The following is a 16,287-nucleotide window of genomic DNA, read 5'->3' as shown; positions in this document are numbered from 1 at the left end:
TGTCAGGTGTTCATCGAATCGAAGAACTCGCCGTTTGTCTTGGTCTGCTTCAACTTCGACAACAGGAATTCGATCGCATCGGTGGTGCCCATCGGGTTGAGGATGCGGCGCAGGACAAAGGTCTTGGCCAGATCGCCCTTGTCGACCAGCAGATCCTCTTTCCGCGTACCGGACTTGAGGATGTCGATGGCCGGGAACACGCGCTTGTCGGCGATCTTGCGATCCAGAACGATTTCCGAGTTACCGGTACCTTTGAATTCTTCAAAGATCACTTCGTCCATCCGGCTGCCGGTATCAATCAGCGCGGTGGCGATGATGGTCAGCGAACCACCCTCTTCGATATTCCGCGCCGCACCAAAGAACCGCTTGGGCCGCTGCAGGGCGTTCGCGTCCACACCACCTGTCAGAACTTTACCCGAGGATGGCACCACGGTGTTAAACGCCCTACCAAGTCTTGTGATCGAATCGAGAAGAATAACAACATCTCGTTTATGTTCGACCAGACGCTTTGCTTTTTCTATGACCATTTCCGAGACGGCCACGTGGCGCGTTGCCGGTTCGTCGAAGGTCGAGGACACAACCTCACCCTTCACCGAGCGCTGCATGTCGGTCACCTCTTCCGGGCGTTCGTCGATCAGCAGCACGATCAGATAGCATTCGGGGTGGTTCTGTTCGATCGAATGCGCGATGTTCTGCAGGATCACCGTCTTACCGGTCCGCGGCGGCGCCACGATCAGCGAACGCTGGCCTTTCCCGATTGGGGCCACCAGGTCGATCACACGGGCCGACTTGTCCTTGATGGTAGGATCTTCGATCTCCATCTTCAGACGCTCGTCCGGGTACAGAGGCGTCAGGTTGTCGAACAGGATCTTGTGCTTGGCTTTTTCGGGATTTTCAAAGTTGATCTTGGTGACATTGGTCAGCGCAAAATAGCGTTCATTGTCATCAGGGGCTTTGATCTCACCTTCAACCGTGTCACCGGTCCGCAGCGAGTGCTGACGGATCATATCGGGCGAGACATAGATGTCATCCGGACCCGGCAGATAGTTTGCCTCGGGCGAGCGCAAGAAGCCGAAACCATCCTGCAGCACTTCAAGCACACCATCGCCGCCGACAGTCCAGCCTTCATCCGCGCGTTCGCGCAGGATCTGGAACATCATCTCGCCTTTGCGCATGGTCGAGGCGTTTTCGATCTCCAGCTCTTCGGCCATCGCCAGAAGGTCTTTGGGGCTTTTGGCTTTCAGGTCGGCCAGATTCAGGGATTCAGTGGACATGATACATACCTTCACCGCTTACTGCGCGGCACGAAGTGGAATTTCAGTACGGAAAATACGCCGCCCGGACGGGCGTGTTGATCCCTACATAAGCGCGGCAGTCGTCGGAGTCAAACAGGCCGTCAGAACTTTAGAATGACCGCTAGAACGATGGCAACCATCAGAATGGTCGGAACCTCGTTCATCATACGATACTGCCGCCCAGTGAGCTTGTTTCGGCCCTCTGCGAAATCTTTGCGCCGTGCCATCAGCCAATGATGGAACCAGGTCATCCCAAGCACCGCTGCGCCCTTAACCCAAGGCCAGGACCAATCCCAGCCAACGATGCCCGGTGTGAACACCATGATCAGCCCGCAAACCCACGCCACGATCATCGCAGGGCGCATGATCACACGCAGCAGCTTGTCTTCCATTTCAAAGAAAATGGTTTCTGCTCCGTCGACCGCCTGCGCCTTTTCTACGTGATAGACGAATAGTCTGGGCAGATAGAACAACCCGGCCATCCATGAGATCACGGCCATGATGTGTAAAGACTTCACCCACGGGTAAATCGTGAAAAGAAGATCGGTCATTCTGGCTCCGGGCGTTGCTCGGAACTCTCCCTAATAAAAAAATATGAAAAGAAAAAGGAAGATGGTTTTGTAGGGTGAACAAAATCCGTGGATTACTTTTTTACACATGTGTTTTCCCCAGGTGGAAAGTTTTTCGGTTCAGGGGAATGATTCTGTGAGTTTCAAAAATAATAATATAATTTCATATATTTAGAGAAAACGTCCTGCAAACTGTCTGGGGATAAATCGTGGAGTATCTGTGGAGCTCCCGCTTATCCCCCCTATCCGACTTATCCTTGTCCCGGATGGACAGCGTTCGAGCGACTCAGGGAAGTTTTGCGCGAAATTCCCGGGGTTGCGTGTCAATCGGAAAACCATACAAACCGTCCCAGAACGCTCAACTACTTGCACACGGGGTTGTCCACATGTCTGTCCCCATCATTTTGGCCTCAGGCTCATCCATTCGCGCGCGGCTGCTGGAAAACGCAGGCGTGCCGTTTTCCGTTCAGGTTGCCCGTGTGGACGAGGATACCATGAAACGCGCGCTGCTGGCCGAAGGCGCCCCGCCCCGCGACGTCGCCGACGCACTGGCCGAGATTAAGGCCCGCAAGGTCAGTGACAAAAACCCCGGGGCGATGGTTCTGGGTTGCGATCAGGTGCTGGACTTTGACGGGCAGCTGTTGTCCAAACCCGAAACGCCCGAGGACGCTCTGGCGCAGCTCAAGGCGATGCGGGGGAAGCGGCACATGCTGTTGTCGGCTGCGGTGATCTATCAGGATGGTGAGCCGATCTGGCGCCACGTTGGACAAGTGCGACTGCGGATGCGGATGAGCTCGGGCGCTTACCTACGCGACTATATCGACCGCAACTGGGACAGTATCCGCCACGCGGTGGGCGCCTATAAGCTGGAAGAGGAAGGTGTCCGCCTGTTCGCCACCATTGACGGCGACTATTTTAATGTCTTGGGTATGCCCCTGTTGGAACTGCTCAATTTTCTGGCCGTCAAAGGGGTGATCGATCAATGACGCATAACCGTATTCCATTGGCCGGGGTGATCGGGCACCCGATTGCGCATTCCAGATCGCCGCAACTGCATGGCCATTGGCTGAAGAAATATGGTTTGGCCGGGCATTACGTCCCGATGGATGTGGCACCCGTTGATTTTGAGACCGTCCTGCGCACCCTGCCCAAAGCCGGGTTCGTCGGCACCAATGTGACCGTTCCCCACAAAGAGGCCGCGCTGCGCATTGCCGATCACGTGTCTGATCGGGCCTCGGTCATCGGTGCCGCGAATACGCTTGTGTTTCAGGAGGACGGTTCGATCCACGCGGACAACACCGACGGCTATGGGTTCCTTGAGAACCTGCGCAGCGGTGCACCGGATTGGACGCCCTCGGACGGCCCGGCGGTGGTGTTTGGCGCAGGCGGCGCGGCGCGGGCGGTGCTGCAGAGCTTGCTGGAGGCGGGTGTGCCCCAGATCATGCTGACCAACCGTACCCGCACCCGTGCAGACCAGTTGCAGGAGGAATTCGGAGATCGCATAAGTGTGGTAGATTGGCTGCAGGCCGGCAATGTCATCGAAAACGCCGAACTGGTGGTCAATACGACATCCCTGGGGATGTTGGGGCAGCCGGAATTGCGGGTTCCGCTGGATGGGTTGCAGCCCGGTGCAGTGGTCACCGATCTGGTCTATGCCCCGTTGAAGACGCACTTGTTGCAAGCGGCGGAAGAGGCTGGCTGCACCACCGTCGACGGCTTGGGCATGTTGCTGCATCAGGCAGTGCCTGGATTCGAAAGCTGGTTTGGTGTCCGCCCCGAGGTGACCGATGATCTTCGCGCGGCGGTTTTGCGATGAGTTTCGCGCTTGGCCTGACGGGCTCAATCGGGATGGGCAAAAGCACCACGGCGCAGATCTTCGTCGATGAAGGCTGCGCGCTGTGGGATGCGGATGCGGCCGTACATAGACTCTATTCAAGGGAAGGAGCCGCCGTTGAGCCCATGCAGGCAGCCTTTCCGGATGCGATTGTTGAGGGTACCGTCAGCCGCGATGCCCTGAAGCAGATCATCGCGCAGGACCCAACTGCGTTGAAACAGATCGAAGCCATCGTGCACCCGCTGGTGGCCACCGACCGGGCCGCATTCCGCGAGCAGACCAAGGCGGATATTCTGGTGTTCGACATCCCTTTGCTTTTTGAGACCGGCGGCGACGCGGCGATGGATGCCGTTGCCTGTGTTTCGATACCTGCCGATGAACAAAAGCGCCGCGTGATGGAGCGCGGCACCATGACTGAGGCGCAGTTCGAACAGATCCGCGCCAAGCAGATGCCGAATGACGAAAAATGCGCACGGTCGGATTATGTGATCGTGACGGATACGCTGGACCACGCCCGCGCGCAGGTGCAGGATGTTGTCAGGCAGATACGGGGGGGGATGGCAGATGCGTGAGATTGTACTCGATACCGAAACCACGGGGTTTGACCCCGAAAGCGGCGACCGGATCGTTGAAATCGGTGCGGTCGAGCTGTGGAACCACGTGGCCACCGGTGAGACCTATCACGTCTATATCAACCCCGAACGCTCGATGCCTGAAGAGGCGTTTGGCGTGCATGGCATCGGCCCCGACCTGCTGGAAACCCCGCGCCCGCCTGAAAAGGGTGAGGTGACGCTGAAAGACAAGCCTGTCTTCGCCAAGGTGGGTCAAGGCTTTCTTGATTTCATCCAGGATTCGAAGCTGGTCATCCACAACGCGTCCTTCGACATGAAATTCCTGAACGCGGAACTCAGATGGTTGGGTCTGCCGCAGATTCCGATGGATCAGGCGCTGGATACGCTGGCGATTGCGCGCAAACGGTTCCCCGGCTCGCCCGCGTCGCTGGATGCGCTGTGCCGTCGGTTCAATATCGACAATACCAACCGGGTGCTGCACGGGGCGTTGCTCGACTCGGAGATTCTGGCCGAGGTTTATCTGGAACTGATCGGCGGGCGGCAGCCGGACTTCGGATTATCGACATCCGCGTCATCGGGCGCAGGTGGTCTGGATGATTGGCGACCAACGGCGCGCCCGACACCACTGGCGTCAAAGATCACTGACGCAGAACGCGCGGCGCATGAGGAATTTGTGGAAAAACTGGGCGAAAACGCCCTGTGGACCCGCGCCTGAGACCAATCCCGGCGCGGGTCGTACAGATTAAGCTTCGGCTTTCTGTGCTTCGGCCTGACGACGCATCAATTCGTTGCGGTACAGACCGACAAAATCGATATTGTCCAGATTCACCGGCGGATAGCCACCGTCGCGGGTGATGTCGCTGACGATACGGCGCAGGAACGGGAACAGCATCCGCGGGCATTCGATCATCAGGAACGGGTGCAGCTGGTCGTCGGCTACGCCTTCGATGTGGAACAGGCCGCAATAGTCGATCTCGCACAGGAACAGAACGTCCTCCATGCCTTTGGCTTTCGACTTGAGGTTCAGCTTGATCGCCACTTCGTACTGATGCTCGGTCGAACGCTTTTTCGCATCCAGGTTTACCTGAACTGCGATCTCGGGCTGAACGTCACCGGACACGCCTTTTTGCGCCATCACGTTTTCAAAGGACAGGTCGCGAATGAATTGTCCCAGAACGCGCATCTGAATTTGCGGTGCAGCCTGCGCCGCGGTGTTTTCTGCAGGGCTTTCGTCAGCCATGGATCTACTCCGAAAATGAAATTCGCTTCTGCTTAACAAGTTGGGCGCGGCACCTCAATGCAGGTCACGGGCCTTCGACCCATTTGGATGGCTTTGACGGGTCCTGACGCGGCCGGACCTCGGTAAATTCGCCGTCGATCACGTCATCGTCAAACGGTGCTGGTCCGGACCGGAACTGCGCCCCGGTACCCATCTGGAACTGTGTGATAGTCACTCTTGACTTCAGATAGCGGAACACCGCCACCCGAATGCTTGGGATCAGCAACGCAAAGCCGACCGCATCGGTGAAAAACCCAGGCGTCAGCAGCAAAACACCGGACAGCAGGATCATAGCACCATGGGCCAAAGGCTCGGTCGGATCGTCCAGTTCGGCAAAGGATCGCTGCAGATTGGCCAGCGCCATGCGACCTTGTGTCCTGACCAATGCAGTGCCCAGAACGGCCGTGAGAACCACAATTGCAAGGGTTGGCCACAGGCCGATCAGACCGCCAACCTGAATGAACAGGGCAATCTCAATGATCGGGACCAACAAAAATGCCAAGAACAGATACATTTGCGTTATCCTTTACCTTAGGCCGGGCGGTGGACTTGCCACGAACTGTCACCTACATAGTGGCATGAGGCTGCGTATACAAAGCCGCAGTCTGAAAAGAGGATGAAATGAACGAACCGATGATCCAGTTGCTGGTCCTGGCCGGAATTGCCGTTTTCCTGATCCTGCGCCTGAAAAGCGTGCTGGGCACGCGTGAAGGTTTTGAGAAACCTCCTGTTCAGAAGCAGCCCGATACACAGAATGACCGTCGCGGGTTCGAGGTGATCGAAGGCGGCCCGGATCACGACATCACAGACCATGTCGCCGAAGACAGCGAACAGGCGCAAACTCTGGCTGCGATGAAGCGGGTTGAGCCCAGCTTTTCCGTCAGTGAGTTTGTGCAGGGTGCACGCGGCGCCTATGAGATGATCGTCATGGGGTTCGAAAAAGGAAATCTGGACGAAATCCAGCCTTTCCTGTCCGAAGAGGTGTTTGACACCTTTGTTTCCGTCGTCGCCGATCGGGAAGACAAAGGTCTGACCATCGAAGCCGAATTCATTGGCGTCCGCGAAACTTCGCTGGCTGATGTGAAGTTCGACAAAGATACCAATCAGGCCGAGATCACCATGAAGTTTGTGGGTGAACTGACCTCGGTCGTGCGGGATCGCGGCGGCGATATCATCGAAGGCAACCCCAACACCGTCAAACGCCAAAAGGACAGCTGGACCTTTGCCCGTGTGATGGGCTCGGACGATCCGAACTGGCTGCTTGTTGCCACGGACGCATGATTGCCGCACTCCGGTCGCTTTTACTGGTGGGCGCGATGACCACCGCAAGCGCCGCCGGAGCTGAGGCGACGCGCTCAATCCTGTCGTTTGACGATCTTGAAGGCTGGGCCGCCGATGACCACGGGGCGGCCCTTTCTGTTTTTCTGAACACTTGCGGCGATCTGGACGACCCGGATTGGCGGGCGCTGTGCCACGTGGCGCAAACCTATGAGGCCGACGCCGCGCGATCGTTCTTTGAACTGTTCTTCCGCCCGGTTCTGGTCGAAGACGGCAAAGATGGACTGTTCACTGGATACTTTGAACCCGAACTGGACGGGTCCCGCACCCGGACAGACCGTTTCAAATACCCAATCTATAAGATGCCGCCCGAAGCGCGAGCTGAAGGGCTGTGGCTCAGCCGCCGTGAAATCCTGACCGGTGAGGCCATGACGGACCGGGGGCTTGAGATTGCCTGGGTCGATGACCCGGTCGAACTGTTCTTTCTACAGATTCAGGGGTCGGGCCGTATCCGCCTTGCCGGTGGAGGGGCGTTGCGCGTGGGTTATGGCGGTGCCAACGGGCACCCCTATCGCTCCATCGGCTCGGAACTGATCCGGCAGGGTGCGTTGGGCGCACATCAGGTCAGTGCCCAGATGATCAAGGCCTGGGTGCGCAAGAACCCTGAGGCCGGGGCGGAGTTGCTGCTTCACAACCCCTCTTACGTATTCTTCCGAGAGGTCACCCGCGTCGCGCCTGAATTCGGGCCGCTGGGTGCGATGAACCGATCCGTCACCACTATGCGTAGTATCGCTGCCGATCCGGCCTATACGCCACTGGGGGCTCCGGTCTGGGTGGAAAAAGACGGCAAAGAACCGCTGCGTCGGCTGATGATCGCACAGGACACGGGCGCGGCCATCAAGGGGGCGCAGCGGGCGGATATCTTCTTTGGCACTGGTGATGAGGCCGGACAAGCCGCCGGACGTTTGAAAGATCCGGGCCGAATGGTCCTTCTGCTGCCGATCCAGCGCGCCTACGCCTTGATCCCGGACGAATTCTGATGACCCGGCGCAAACTGACCGAAGAAGAGATCGAGCTATGGCGCAAGGTCACCAAACAGGCTGAACGCCTGCACCCGGAACTGCCGCAATCGGTGCATCCGACCACCCTGCCAAAGCCCAAACCGACCAAAGCACCAAAGATACGTCTGGAGGGGTTTGAGGTTGGCCAGACCGCCCACGTCAAGCCGGTGCGTCATGCACTGAAACCTTCAGTCACCGATAGCCTGCGCGCCAGCCCGGTGCAGATGGACACCAAAGCGTTTGGGCGGATGAAACGCGGAAAGTTAAAGCCCGAAGGAAAACTTGACCTGCACGGGATGCGCGTTGACACAGCACACCCGGCGCTGATCCGCTTTGTCCTAACATCGCAGGCGCAGGGCAAGCGGCTGGTTCTGGTGGTGACCGGCAAAGGCAAGGACCGGGATGAACCCGGCCCAATCCCGACCCCGCGCGGAGTGCTGCGTAACAATGTGCCGCACTGGCTGTCGATCCCGCCGTTGGCGCAAGCCGTGCTGCAGGTGACACCTGCCCATATCAGTCACGGTGGTGATGGGGCCTACTACGTATATCTGCGGCGCAGCCGTTAGAGCTCGGATCGGGCGCGGCGGATACCGATCCAACACAGCGTGCAAACCAGCACAAAGAAGACGGCGATCCATAGGAACTGAGTGCCCAGCGAAATGCCGCGGTCAATCAAAACGCCGGTCAGAGCCGGGCCAATGGCCGATCCCAGCACCATGACCGCCGTTGCCAGCGCCTTGATCGCGCCGATATGCCGAGTGCCGTAGAACTCGGCCCAGAATGCACTGGGTAAGGTCGTGTTCGCGCCGACGGTCAGGGCCAGAAAGATCAGGCCGATCAATGCTCCGCCAATCGTGTCCATGACCGAAAGGATGGCAAAGCCAACCGCCATGGGTAGCTGGTAATAGGGCATGATGCGTGCCGTGCCCCACCTATCAAGCGCCCAGCCCGCTGCAAACATCGACAGGATCGACACACCGGTGAACACAGGGAACAGGGCCACCAGTTGGATATGCGGCCAATCCTTGACTGCGGCTAGATGGACCTGATGAAAGAAAAAAGCAGTGATGAAGGCCGACGGTCCAAGGATCGCCGGTGCCATGAACCAGAACAGCGGATGAAGCAGCGCCGCGCGCCGGGTCCAATGGCGGTCCTGCATCCCGGTGGCGGTGTGATCGCCCGTCAGGCTCTGCGGGGTGCGTTCCTGCCGTAATAAACCCATCAGGACCGGGATACCTGCGATCGTCACCCCCGCGGCGACCACCCATAACCAGCGCCAGTCCAGAAAAGCCATTGCGGCGACAAAGATAAGGGGCAGCAGGGATTCCCCAATCGCATAACCCAGCGAGGCAACGGACAGGGCCTTGCCCCGGGTCGCCGTAAACCAGCGCGCCATGGCGACTTGCGCCAGATGGATGCTCATCCCCTGCCCGAACAGGCGCAACAGAAAGATCATCACGGGCAACAGAAACAGCGCAGTGTTCGTGGCCATCGCCATCGCTGCCATCGCCAAACCGGCCAGAACAACCGGCCCCAATATCCGCACGCGAAAGATGTCGGTCAGGCCCCCGGCCCAGATCATCACAATGGCCGATACCGTGGTGCCCAGCGAATAGATCGCGCCCCATGAGCCGTGGGTCAGGCCGAACTCCGTGCGGATATGGCCCGAGAAGATCGAGATGAAGAAGGTCTGTCCAAAGCTGGACATGAAGGTCAGAAGGACGCCCGCACTCAGCCAGTTTGCATTTTCAATCAGATACCGGCGCAGGCTGAACCCTGTCACGGGGTGGTCACCTCGGCCTCACCGGTTTCCGTCAGGACGATCTCGGTTGCGCCGTCAGGGTTTCGTTGACTGGGCGGTACCAGAACATCGATTCCGGGCCGTTCATCGGGACCGAACGTGTTGCTGACCCGCCGGACCGAACTGAGGATTGCCAGCAACGCCGGAGAGGTGGCGGCCACGAAATGCGAGGATTCAGCATCGCTGTTGAAGGCCGTGGTGTCGATCACATTGATCGGATACTCGGCCAGCGAGTCGACCGAGCTGATATTACCCAGCCTTTCCCCTTCGTCCGTTCCGCGCAGGCGGGCCGAGATATTCAGAATTTTGTCTTTCTGCGACACCATAACAATAAAGGGATCTGGCGGTGTCTTGATCCGCTCCATCTGCGAGCGGAACAAGTCCACGTCCAGATCGGGTGAGATCAGTACGACGCCTTCGAGGTTCCGGTTGGCCCAACCGGGTTCCTGCAATTCAGCCTGCCGCATCATCTCCATCGACAAGGCGCTGCCCATGGAATGCGCCACCAGAATGACACGCTTGACGCCCATGGATTTCAGTTCGCGGATTGTTTGCTCTAAACCGTCGCGGGCAAACAGCATACTGTCCAGATCGTAAGCATAGCCGTACCCTGTCGCGCGGCTCGGCCAGGAATAAACAAGGATCTGCCCGGGCAGACCAATGTCATGGGACAACTGCGCCGCGCGGAAGATGGTTTCCGTTTGGGTCGAGTTATAGCCGTGTACAAAGATCGTAACGTCGTCCTGTCCGCGAAGATGCTCTCGTAATCCCTGTGGCCCGTTCAGTTCGGTTATGTCCGCCAGAACGAATTCTTTCTGCGGGTTCGGGTTGGCATAGGAAAACTTCAGCGTTCCTGGCGTGTGGTTCGGCGGGATAGAAACTCTGGTTTCCAGGTATTGCAGCGTTTCGCCACGCCGGAAACCGTATGACCCATCCGCCTCGCGCGCGCGCGAGGTGCTGGCAAACACGGTTTTAGGTGTACCAACAGTCAGGGCCGAGGGCACTGTTTCCGTGATCGTCCTGTCGACACAGGCGGTCAAAGACAGTGAGACAATCAGAACAAAAAAATAGCGCAGCACGGGCAGACCTCGGAAGCTTTTGCGCCAAGCTATCGATTTCTGGCCCCACGTCCAGCGACATGGAGCAAGGGGAACGGCAAAAACCGGCTGGCCGTGTTACAGAACGTAACGGCTGAGGTCGGTGGACTTGGTCAGCTCACCCAGATTGTCGTCCACGAACTGCGCGTTCACGGTAATCTCGGCTCCGGCCTGATCGGGCGCAGTAAAGGACAGTTCTTCGAAGACCCGCTCCATCACCGTATAGAGCCGCCGTGCGCCGATATTCTCGACGGTCTGGTTCACATCCGCAGCAATACGGGCCAGCGCCGCGATACCATCTTCGGTAAAGCTGACGGTGACCTCTTCGGTGCCCATCAGGGCGGTGTATTGCAGGGTCAGGGCGTTGTCGGTCTCGGTCAGGATGCGCACGAAATCCTCTTCGGTCAGTGCACGCAGTTCCACGCGGATCGGCAGTCGGCCCTGCAATTCCGGCAACAGGTCCGAGGGCTTGGCGATGTGAAACGCGCCTGAGGCGATAAACAGAATATGGTCGGTTTTCACCGGGCCATGCTTGGTGCTGACGGTGGTGCCTTCGATCAGGGGCAGCAAATCGCGCTGCACCCCTTCGCGGCTGACGTCGCCACCGCGTGCTTCGGCGCGGGCGCAGACCTTGTCGATCTCGTCCAGAAACACGATGCCGTTCTGTTCCACGGATTCCAGCGCTACGCGGTTGACGATTTCGTCGTCCAGCAGCTTGTCGGCTTCTTCCCCGATCAACGCATCATAGCTTTCGGCGACGGTCATGCGTTTCTTGACGGTGCGTCCGCCAAAGGCCTTGCCGAAGATATCGCCCAGATTCATCATGCCCATCTGACTGCCGGGCTGGCCAGGTACGTCAAACATCGGCATCGGATTTGAGGTGTCGGACAGTTCCAGCTCGATCACCGTATCGTCCAGCTCACCCGCTTTTAGCTTTTTGCGGAACATCTCGCGAGTGCCTTCGCGGGCGTCGGTTCCGGCGATGGCTTCGATCACGCGGTCTTCGGCAGCCTGATGCGCCTTGGCCTTCACATCTTCACGCATGTATTCACGGGTCTGGATGATGGCGGCATCGGCCAGATCGCGCACGATCTGTTCCACGTCGCGCCCGACATATCCGACCTCGGTAAATTTGGTGGCCTCAACCTTGATGAAGGGCGCGCGGGCCAGTTTGGCCAGACGGCGGCTGATCTCGGTCTTGCCAACGCCGGTGGGGCCGATCATCAGGATGTTTTTTGGGTACACCTCATCCCGGATATCGTCCGCCAGCTGTTTGCGCCGCCAGCGGTTGCGCAGGGCTACGGCCACGGCACGCTTGGCATCCTTCTGACCGATGATGAAACGGTCCAGTTCCGAGACAATCTCGCGCGGGGTCAGGTCGGTCAAAGCGCATCCTTTCGGTCGGCATATCAAAACTTGGGCTTAGGTAATCACCGCTGAGGCGAAAACAACCAAGCCTTTTTCATTGGCAGCGTTGGTTAGCAATGCCCCACCTGGTTTGCAAATGCTTTCCATAGGTGAAACCGGCCCGCTCTGATACAGTGTTTTCAAGGCGTTGAGGGTCAGGAGCGCGGACATGACGAAAATTGCCAAGATTACTTTGCTGTTTGTGGTGTTTGTGGACCTGATCGGACAGGGGCTTGTCTTCCCGATCATCAACTCACTGATCATGGAGACGAAATCCGGTTTTCTACCCGACAGCACCCCTGACGGCCGCCGACATTTTTATTACGGGCTGGTGATCGGGTGCTTTTTTCTGTCGTGGTTTCTGGGGGTGGTCTATGTCTCGAAGGTCTCGGATTCCATCGGGCGCAAAAACGCTTTGCTGGTCTGTTTGGGCGGAGCGTTGGCAGGCTATGCGATTACCATTGCCTCGCTCTATATGGACAGCCTGCTGCTGCTGATCCTGGGCCGGTCGATCACGGGGTTCACGGCTGGCAACCAGCCGATTGCGCAGGCGGCGATGATTGACGGCAGCACTGATGCAGCCGACCGGGATCGCAACATGGGTTATATCGTGACCGGCGTTAGCTTTGGCCTGGTTGGAGGTCCGATTATCGGGGCGGTCCTGTCGGATTCGGCGCTGCTGGGCAGTGTCGCCACGCTGAAAACCCCGTTCTACGGTGCTTTCGTTCTGGTGTTGATCGCCATTTTCCTTGTGCTGTTCTTCTTCAAGGATACGCGGACCGAGCGCGCTGCCTTTGTTTTCCGCCCCCGTGATATCACCGACAGTCTGATCGCCGTGCGCGAGCATCCGATGGTTCTGAAAATCCTGCCGGTCTATGCGTTCTTCATGATCGCCAACGTGACCTTCTATGTCTTTGTCGACAATTTCCTGACCAGCCGCTTTGGCTACGGCGTGATCGGCGGCAGCGTGGCGATGGTGGTGATTGGCTTTGCGCTGGCCTTCTCCAGTACATTCCTGGTGAAACCCGCGCAGGAGAGGTTCAGCAAGCACCAGATCGTTTATACTTCGCTGGTTGTCATGGTGATCTGCGGCTTTGCCTTTGCCTTCAGCCCCAGCGGGGTGCTGAGCTATGTGCCGGTCTTCTTCTTCTATTTCTTCTTCGGCGTTTCTTACCCAACCCTGCTGGGCCTGTTTTCATCCAGCGTCAGCGAGACGGATCAAGGCTGGGTCATGGGGGTGACCACGGCGGTCTTCTGCCTCGCCGGAGGGATCATGTCCCTGATTGGCGGCGGGCTGATGAGCATCGACATCCGCGTGCCCTATTACATCGTGATCATCGCCGCGATCTTTGGCCTGATCGGGATGCACCGCCGTTGGAAAGGAAAAGAGATCAAAGCGTTGTTAGCCTGAGATTGTCTCAACCGTCAGATTGCCATTGGTGTAGACACAGATATCGGCCGCGATCGCCATCGCCTCGCGAGCAACCTGTTCGGCCTCTTTGTCGCTGTCCATCATCGCGCGGGCTGCGGCCAGGGCAAAGTTTCCGCCCGATCCGATGGCCGCCACGTTGTGTTCCGGCTCCAGCACGTCGCCTGCCCCGGTGATCACTAGCAGATCCTTGCCGTCGGTGACGATCAGCATCGCCTCGAGCTTTTGCAGGTACTTATCTGTGCGCCAGTCCTTGGCCAATTCGACCGAGGCGCGGGCCAACTGTCCTGGCGTGGCCTCAAGCTTGGCTTCCAGTCGTTCTAGCAGGGTAAACGCGTCAGCGGTCGATCCGGCGAACCCGGCGACAACCTCGAACCCGCCGGGGGACAGGCGGCGCACTTTGCGGGCGGTGCCCTTGATCACGGTCTGGCCCAGGCTGACCTGTCCGTCGCCGGCAATCACCACCTGGCCGCCCTTTTTGACGCCAATGATCGTTGTGCCATGCCAACCGGGAAAATCGCTGTCTGCCATCAGGGCCTCCGTTCTTCGCTGGCATCCTATATGGGCCGGACCCGCTCGCAGCGCAACAGTTCACAAACTGCTCAAAAGATATGCAAGAATCGCAATTCGGGGTTACCGGACTAGCAATTGTGAGACTCGGCACATGAGCCTAAATGAAACTTACAACCGACGAAGGGTCGGCTGTTTCAGTTTAAGGAATGCGCAAATGGCAACCACCGCAAATATCCATGCGCCGCTCGGAGCAGCTACCATCCTGCATGTAGTGGACGCGTTCACCGCAGCTTTTGAAAAAGCCGCCGAATGGAACAAAACCCGCAAAACGCGCGCGCTGCTGGCAGAGCTGAGCGATGCACAGCTGGACGATATCGGCCTGTGCCGCGCGGACATCGACAAAGTCTGATCCGCCGTCAGTACGACAGCAAAAGATGAGCCGCTCACCCGAGCGGCTTTTTCTTTGTCAGGACAGTTTGTATTGGCCGGAAAGATCCGGCAGGAACGCCTCGATCGCGGCGGTTGCCACAACATGTCGGGTTCCGGCCTCGGCATCTTCAACGTCCAGCCCGCCCTTAACAGCCCGTACCTCGGCCCGACCCCGGGGCAGATCGGCCGCGACCAACTCACAATCCACGCGCTCCGGCTGTTGCACGCCAACCGTGACCATTACACGCATCTCGGCATGGTCTATATCCAGCTTTGAAAACAGAGTGATCGAGGAATGGTGCAGCGCATCCTGCACCGCCCGCCGCGCCGCCTTGGTGTAGTCCTGACCGTAAAGGTCATTCCCAGTGCCCATCTCAAGGATGATACGTTTTTCGGTCATGTCACTGGCTCCATGTCGAAGGAAACAACGACGGCCGCGTTGGCAATAACCGTGCGCCCTTCGGTGTGGGGTTTTTCGATATCCAACCCGCCCTGTGTGACGGTGATATTGGGCTGGCCATAGGGAAAGATCACTTTCAACGCCTCCCGATCCACCTGATCAGGTTTCTGCACGCCAATCTCGGCATCAATGATCATCGCCTCTTTCGGGAAATCGAACAGCTCGGCCATATTGACCGAGTTGTGCCACAGCGCGTCCTTGATCGCCCGCAAAGCCGCTTCGGTGTAGTCCTCACGGCGCAACGACGTTCCCATTCCGAATTCCACAAGCACCCGTGTCCTGGGCATGTCATCTCCTGTTGTTAGTTCCTGCGCCAACCTGCACGAGTTTCTGTAAATTGTAAGAACGAAAACGATGTATGATGTCGGGCAAGGCTTGATTACCGAAAACGCATTTGTGGACAGAGCGATGTAAAATCTCGGAAATTTCAGTTAAAGTCGAAGCCATTAATCTGTGCGGTCGTGAAAGGAATTTCTGTGATGAGGTCGTTTCAGCTCATGTCATTGGTGGTGGTATTTGGTTGTGCCGTGACGCAGGCGTCAGCCGAAGAGATTGAAAGCAAACACAAGTTTATGGAACTGGTTGTTGGCAAAAAGCTTGTTCAGGGACAGGCTTGGGTGAAAATACTCAAAAACGGCGTGGTTGAGGGCAAAGGCCCCGAAGGCGGCAGCATCAGCGGCTCATGGGAATGGAAAGGCACGCATTATTGCCGGGACCTTGTGATCGACAGCGTACCCCTGCCCCATGATTGTCAGGTCGTTTCCCTCGCGGATGACTCAGTCACATTCACACACAAGGATGGCAGTGGGATTTCGGTGAGCTGGACAATCGAGTGACGGATTTTGAAAAAAGAAAGGGCGCCCAATTCAAGGCACCCTTTGCATCGATAATCTGAAGGCAATCAGATCGACTCGTCGATCCAGCTTTGCAGCGCCGCCTTGGGTGCCGCGCCCGCACGGTTCGAAATAACCTGACCGTCCTTGAAGATGAACAGCGCCGGGATGCCGCGTACGCCCATGGCTGCGGCTGCGTTCGGGTTGCTGTCCACGTCGACTTTGGCGATTTTGATCTTGTCACCATATTCAGCGGCCAGCTCTTCCAGAGCGGGGCCAATCTGCTTACAGGGGCCACACCATTCGGCCCAGAAATCGACAACCACGGGGATGTCGGAATTCTTAACCTCGGCGTCAAAGGTATCGTCGGTTACGGCTACGGTCGACATTTCATGTCTCCTGAATGGGGTAAGCTCGGGAACAGAACGTA

The 16,287-nt window shown here is 57.9% G+C and carries 22 protein-coding genes; 10 read left to right on the top strand and 12 right to left on the bottom strand.

Annotated features, from left to right (window positions below):
- Positions 1-2 precede the first annotated feature (2 nt).
- Both rho and ACR0ER_RS13740 read right to left on the bottom strand, forming a co-directional pair.
- Positions 3-1,274, bottom strand: coding sequence for a transcription termination factor Rho (rho, locus tag ACR0ER_RS13745; protein WP_170334306.1), 1,272 nt, complete (start codon positions 1,272-1,274; stop codon positions 3-5).
- A 122-nt stretch (positions 1,275-1,396) separates the two neighbouring features.
- Positions 1,397-1,846, bottom strand: coding sequence for a CopD family protein (locus tag ACR0ER_RS13740; protein WP_480769427.1), 450 nt, complete (start codon positions 1,844-1,846; stop codon positions 1,397-1,399).
- Between the two features lie 404 nt (positions 1,847-2,250).
- On the opposite strand from ACR0ER_RS13740, the gene ACR0ER_RS13735 reads away from it, so the two are divergent.
- From ACR0ER_RS13735 to dnaQ, 4 genes are read left to right on the top strand one after another with little or no spacing between them, the layout of a single operon-like run.
- A complete protein-coding gene (locus ACR0ER_RS13735) occupies positions 2,251-2,850 on the top strand; it encodes a Maf family protein (RefSeq protein WP_480769426.1) in 600 nt (199 codons plus the stop codon).
- Positions 2,847-3,680, top strand: a complete 834-nt coding sequence (locus tag ACR0ER_RS13730) for a shikimate dehydrogenase (protein WP_480769425.1) — start codon at positions 2,847-2,849, stop codon at positions 3,678-3,680. Before ACR0ER_RS13735 ends, ACR0ER_RS13730 begins: the two co-directional genes overlap by 4 nt.
- Positions 3,677-4,270 (top strand): dephospho-CoA kinase, encoded by a 594-nt coding sequence (gene coaE, locus ACR0ER_RS13725; protein WP_480769424.1) that lies wholly within the window; start codon positions 3,677-3,679, stop codon positions 4,268-4,270. The genes ACR0ER_RS13730 and coaE overlap by 4 nt, the downstream gene beginning before the upstream one ends.
- Positions 4,263-4,985 carry a DNA polymerase III subunit epsilon gene (gene dnaQ / locus ACR0ER_RS13720; RefSeq protein ID WP_480769423.1) on the top strand — a complete coding sequence of 241 codons (723 nt, stop codon included), beginning with the start codon at positions 4,263-4,265 and terminating at the stop codon, positions 4,983-4,985. Before coaE ends, dnaQ begins: the two co-directional genes overlap by 8 nt.
- Positions 4,986-5,012: 27 nt before the next feature.
- Here the strand turns inward: dnaQ and secB are convergent, their stop codons facing one another.
- Together secB and ACR0ER_RS13710 are read right to left on the bottom strand one after the other, a co-directional pair.
- Positions 5,013-5,510, bottom strand: a complete 498-nt coding sequence (gene secB, locus ACR0ER_RS13715) for a protein-export chaperone SecB (RefSeq protein ID WP_170334318.1) — start codon at positions 5,508-5,510, stop codon at positions 5,013-5,015.
- A gap of 64 nt (positions 5,511-5,574) precedes the next feature.
- Positions 5,575-6,063, bottom strand: a complete 489-nt coding sequence (locus tag ACR0ER_RS13710) for an FxsA family protein (RefSeq protein WP_480769422.1) — start codon at positions 6,061-6,063, stop codon at positions 5,575-5,577.
- Between the two features lie 107 nt (positions 6,064-6,170).
- Between ACR0ER_RS13710 and ACR0ER_RS13705 the strand changes: the two genes are divergently transcribed.
- Genes ACR0ER_RS13705 through ACR0ER_RS13695 form a run of 3 tightly spaced genes read left to right on the top strand, consistent with a single transcriptional unit; the run spans position 6,171 to position 8,454 of the window.
- Positions 6,171-6,830 (top strand): Tim44/TimA family putative adaptor protein, encoded by a 660-nt coding sequence (locus tag ACR0ER_RS13705; RefSeq protein ID WP_480769421.1) that lies wholly within the window; start codon positions 6,171-6,173, stop codon positions 6,828-6,830.
- Positions 6,827-7,867 carry a murein transglycosylase A gene (mltA, locus tag ACR0ER_RS13700; protein ID WP_170334324.1) on the top strand — a complete coding sequence of 347 codons (1,041 nt, stop codon included), beginning with the start codon at positions 6,827-6,829 and terminating at the stop codon, positions 7,865-7,867. Before ACR0ER_RS13705 ends, mltA begins: the two co-directional genes overlap by 4 nt.
- On the top strand, positions 7,867-8,454 hold the full coding sequence (locus ACR0ER_RS13695; RefSeq protein ID WP_170334326.1) for a Smr/MutS family protein: 588 nt from the start codon (positions 7,867-7,869) through the stop codon (positions 8,452-8,454). The genes mltA and ACR0ER_RS13695 overlap by 1 nt, the downstream gene beginning before the upstream one ends.
- On the opposite strand, the gene ACR0ER_RS13690 is transcribed toward ACR0ER_RS13695, so the two are convergent.
- From ACR0ER_RS13690 to ACR0ER_RS13675, 4 genes are all read right to left on the bottom strand, one after another.
- Entirely contained in the window at positions 8,451-9,671 is a 1,221-nt protein-coding gene (locus ACR0ER_RS13690) for an MFS transporter (RefSeq protein WP_480769420.1), read from the bottom strand. The two genes, ACR0ER_RS13695 and ACR0ER_RS13690, sit on opposite strands and share 4 nt — an antisense overlap.
- Positions 9,668-10,765, bottom strand: a complete 1,098-nt coding sequence (locus tag ACR0ER_RS13685; protein ID WP_480769510.1) for an alpha/beta hydrolase — start codon at positions 10,763-10,765, stop codon at positions 9,668-9,670. The genes ACR0ER_RS13690 and ACR0ER_RS13685 overlap by 4 nt, the downstream gene beginning before the upstream one ends.
- A gap of 99 nt (positions 10,766-10,864) precedes the next feature.
- Positions 10,865-12,172 (bottom strand): ATP-dependent protease ATPase subunit HslU, encoded by a 1,308-nt coding sequence (gene hslU / locus ACR0ER_RS13680; RefSeq protein ID WP_480769419.1) that lies wholly within the window; start codon positions 12,170-12,172, stop codon positions 10,865-10,867.
- Between the two features lie 36 nt (positions 12,173-12,208).
- Positions 12,209-12,364, bottom strand: coding sequence for a hypothetical protein (locus ACR0ER_RS13675; RefSeq protein WP_480769418.1), 156 nt, complete (start codon positions 12,362-12,364; stop codon positions 12,209-12,211).
- Between ACR0ER_RS13675 and ACR0ER_RS13670 the strand changes: the two genes are divergently transcribed.
- Positions 12,363-13,604 (top strand): MFS transporter, encoded by a 1,242-nt coding sequence (locus tag ACR0ER_RS13670; RefSeq protein ID WP_480769417.1) that lies wholly within the window; start codon positions 12,363-12,365, stop codon positions 13,602-13,604. The genes ACR0ER_RS13675 and ACR0ER_RS13670 overlap by 2 nt on opposite strands.
- On the opposite strand, the gene hslV is transcribed toward ACR0ER_RS13670, so the two are convergent.
- Positions 13,596-14,153: an ATP-dependent protease subunit HslV gene (hslV, locus tag ACR0ER_RS13665; RefSeq protein WP_170334334.1), complete on the bottom strand. Its 558-nt coding sequence runs from the start codon at positions 14,151-14,153 to the stop codon at positions 13,596-13,598. The two genes, ACR0ER_RS13670 and hslV, sit on opposite strands and share 9 nt — an antisense overlap.
- A gap of 196 nt (positions 14,154-14,349) precedes the next feature.
- Between hslV and ACR0ER_RS13660 the strand changes: the two genes are divergently transcribed.
- Positions 14,350-14,544 carry a DUF1127 domain-containing protein gene (locus ACR0ER_RS13660; RefSeq protein WP_480769416.1) on the top strand — a complete coding sequence of 65 codons (195 nt, stop codon included), beginning with the start codon at positions 14,350-14,352 and terminating at the stop codon, positions 14,542-14,544.
- Between the two features lie 57 nt (positions 14,545-14,601).
- On the opposite strand, the gene ACR0ER_RS13655 is transcribed toward ACR0ER_RS13660, so the two are convergent.
- The gene (locus ACR0ER_RS13655) at positions 14,602-14,964 is read right to left on the bottom strand and encodes a Lin0512 family protein (protein WP_480769415.1); all 363 of its coding nucleotides are present in this window, start codon (positions 14,962-14,964) and stop codon (positions 14,602-14,604) included.
- The gene (locus ACR0ER_RS13650) at positions 14,961-15,311 is read right to left on the bottom strand and encodes a Lin0512 family protein (RefSeq protein ID WP_480769414.1); all 351 of its coding nucleotides are present in this window, start codon (positions 15,309-15,311) and stop codon (positions 14,961-14,963) included. Before ACR0ER_RS13650 ends, ACR0ER_RS13655 begins: the two co-directional genes overlap by 4 nt.
- A 192-nt stretch (positions 15,312-15,503) precedes the next feature.
- On the opposite strand from ACR0ER_RS13650, the gene ACR0ER_RS13645 reads away from it, so the two are divergent.
- A complete protein-coding gene (locus ACR0ER_RS13645) occupies positions 15,504-15,860 on the top strand; it encodes a hypothetical protein (protein WP_480769413.1) in 357 nt (118 codons plus the stop codon).
- Between the two features lie 65 nt (positions 15,861-15,925).
- Here ACR0ER_RS13645 and trxA read toward each other — a convergent pair whose 3' ends face one another.
- On the bottom strand, positions 15,926-16,246 hold the full coding sequence (gene trxA, locus ACR0ER_RS13640) for a thioredoxin (RefSeq protein WP_170334344.1): 321 nt from the start codon (positions 16,244-16,246) through the stop codon (positions 15,926-15,928).
- Between the last annotated feature and the right edge of the window lie 41 nt (positions 16,247-16,287).

The sequence above is a fragment of the Ruegeria sp. CH8 genome (assembly GCF_056536985.1).
The sequence above is the reverse complement of the archived record's forward strand: the minus strand, read 5'-3'. Positions and strand labels throughout refer to the sequence as shown.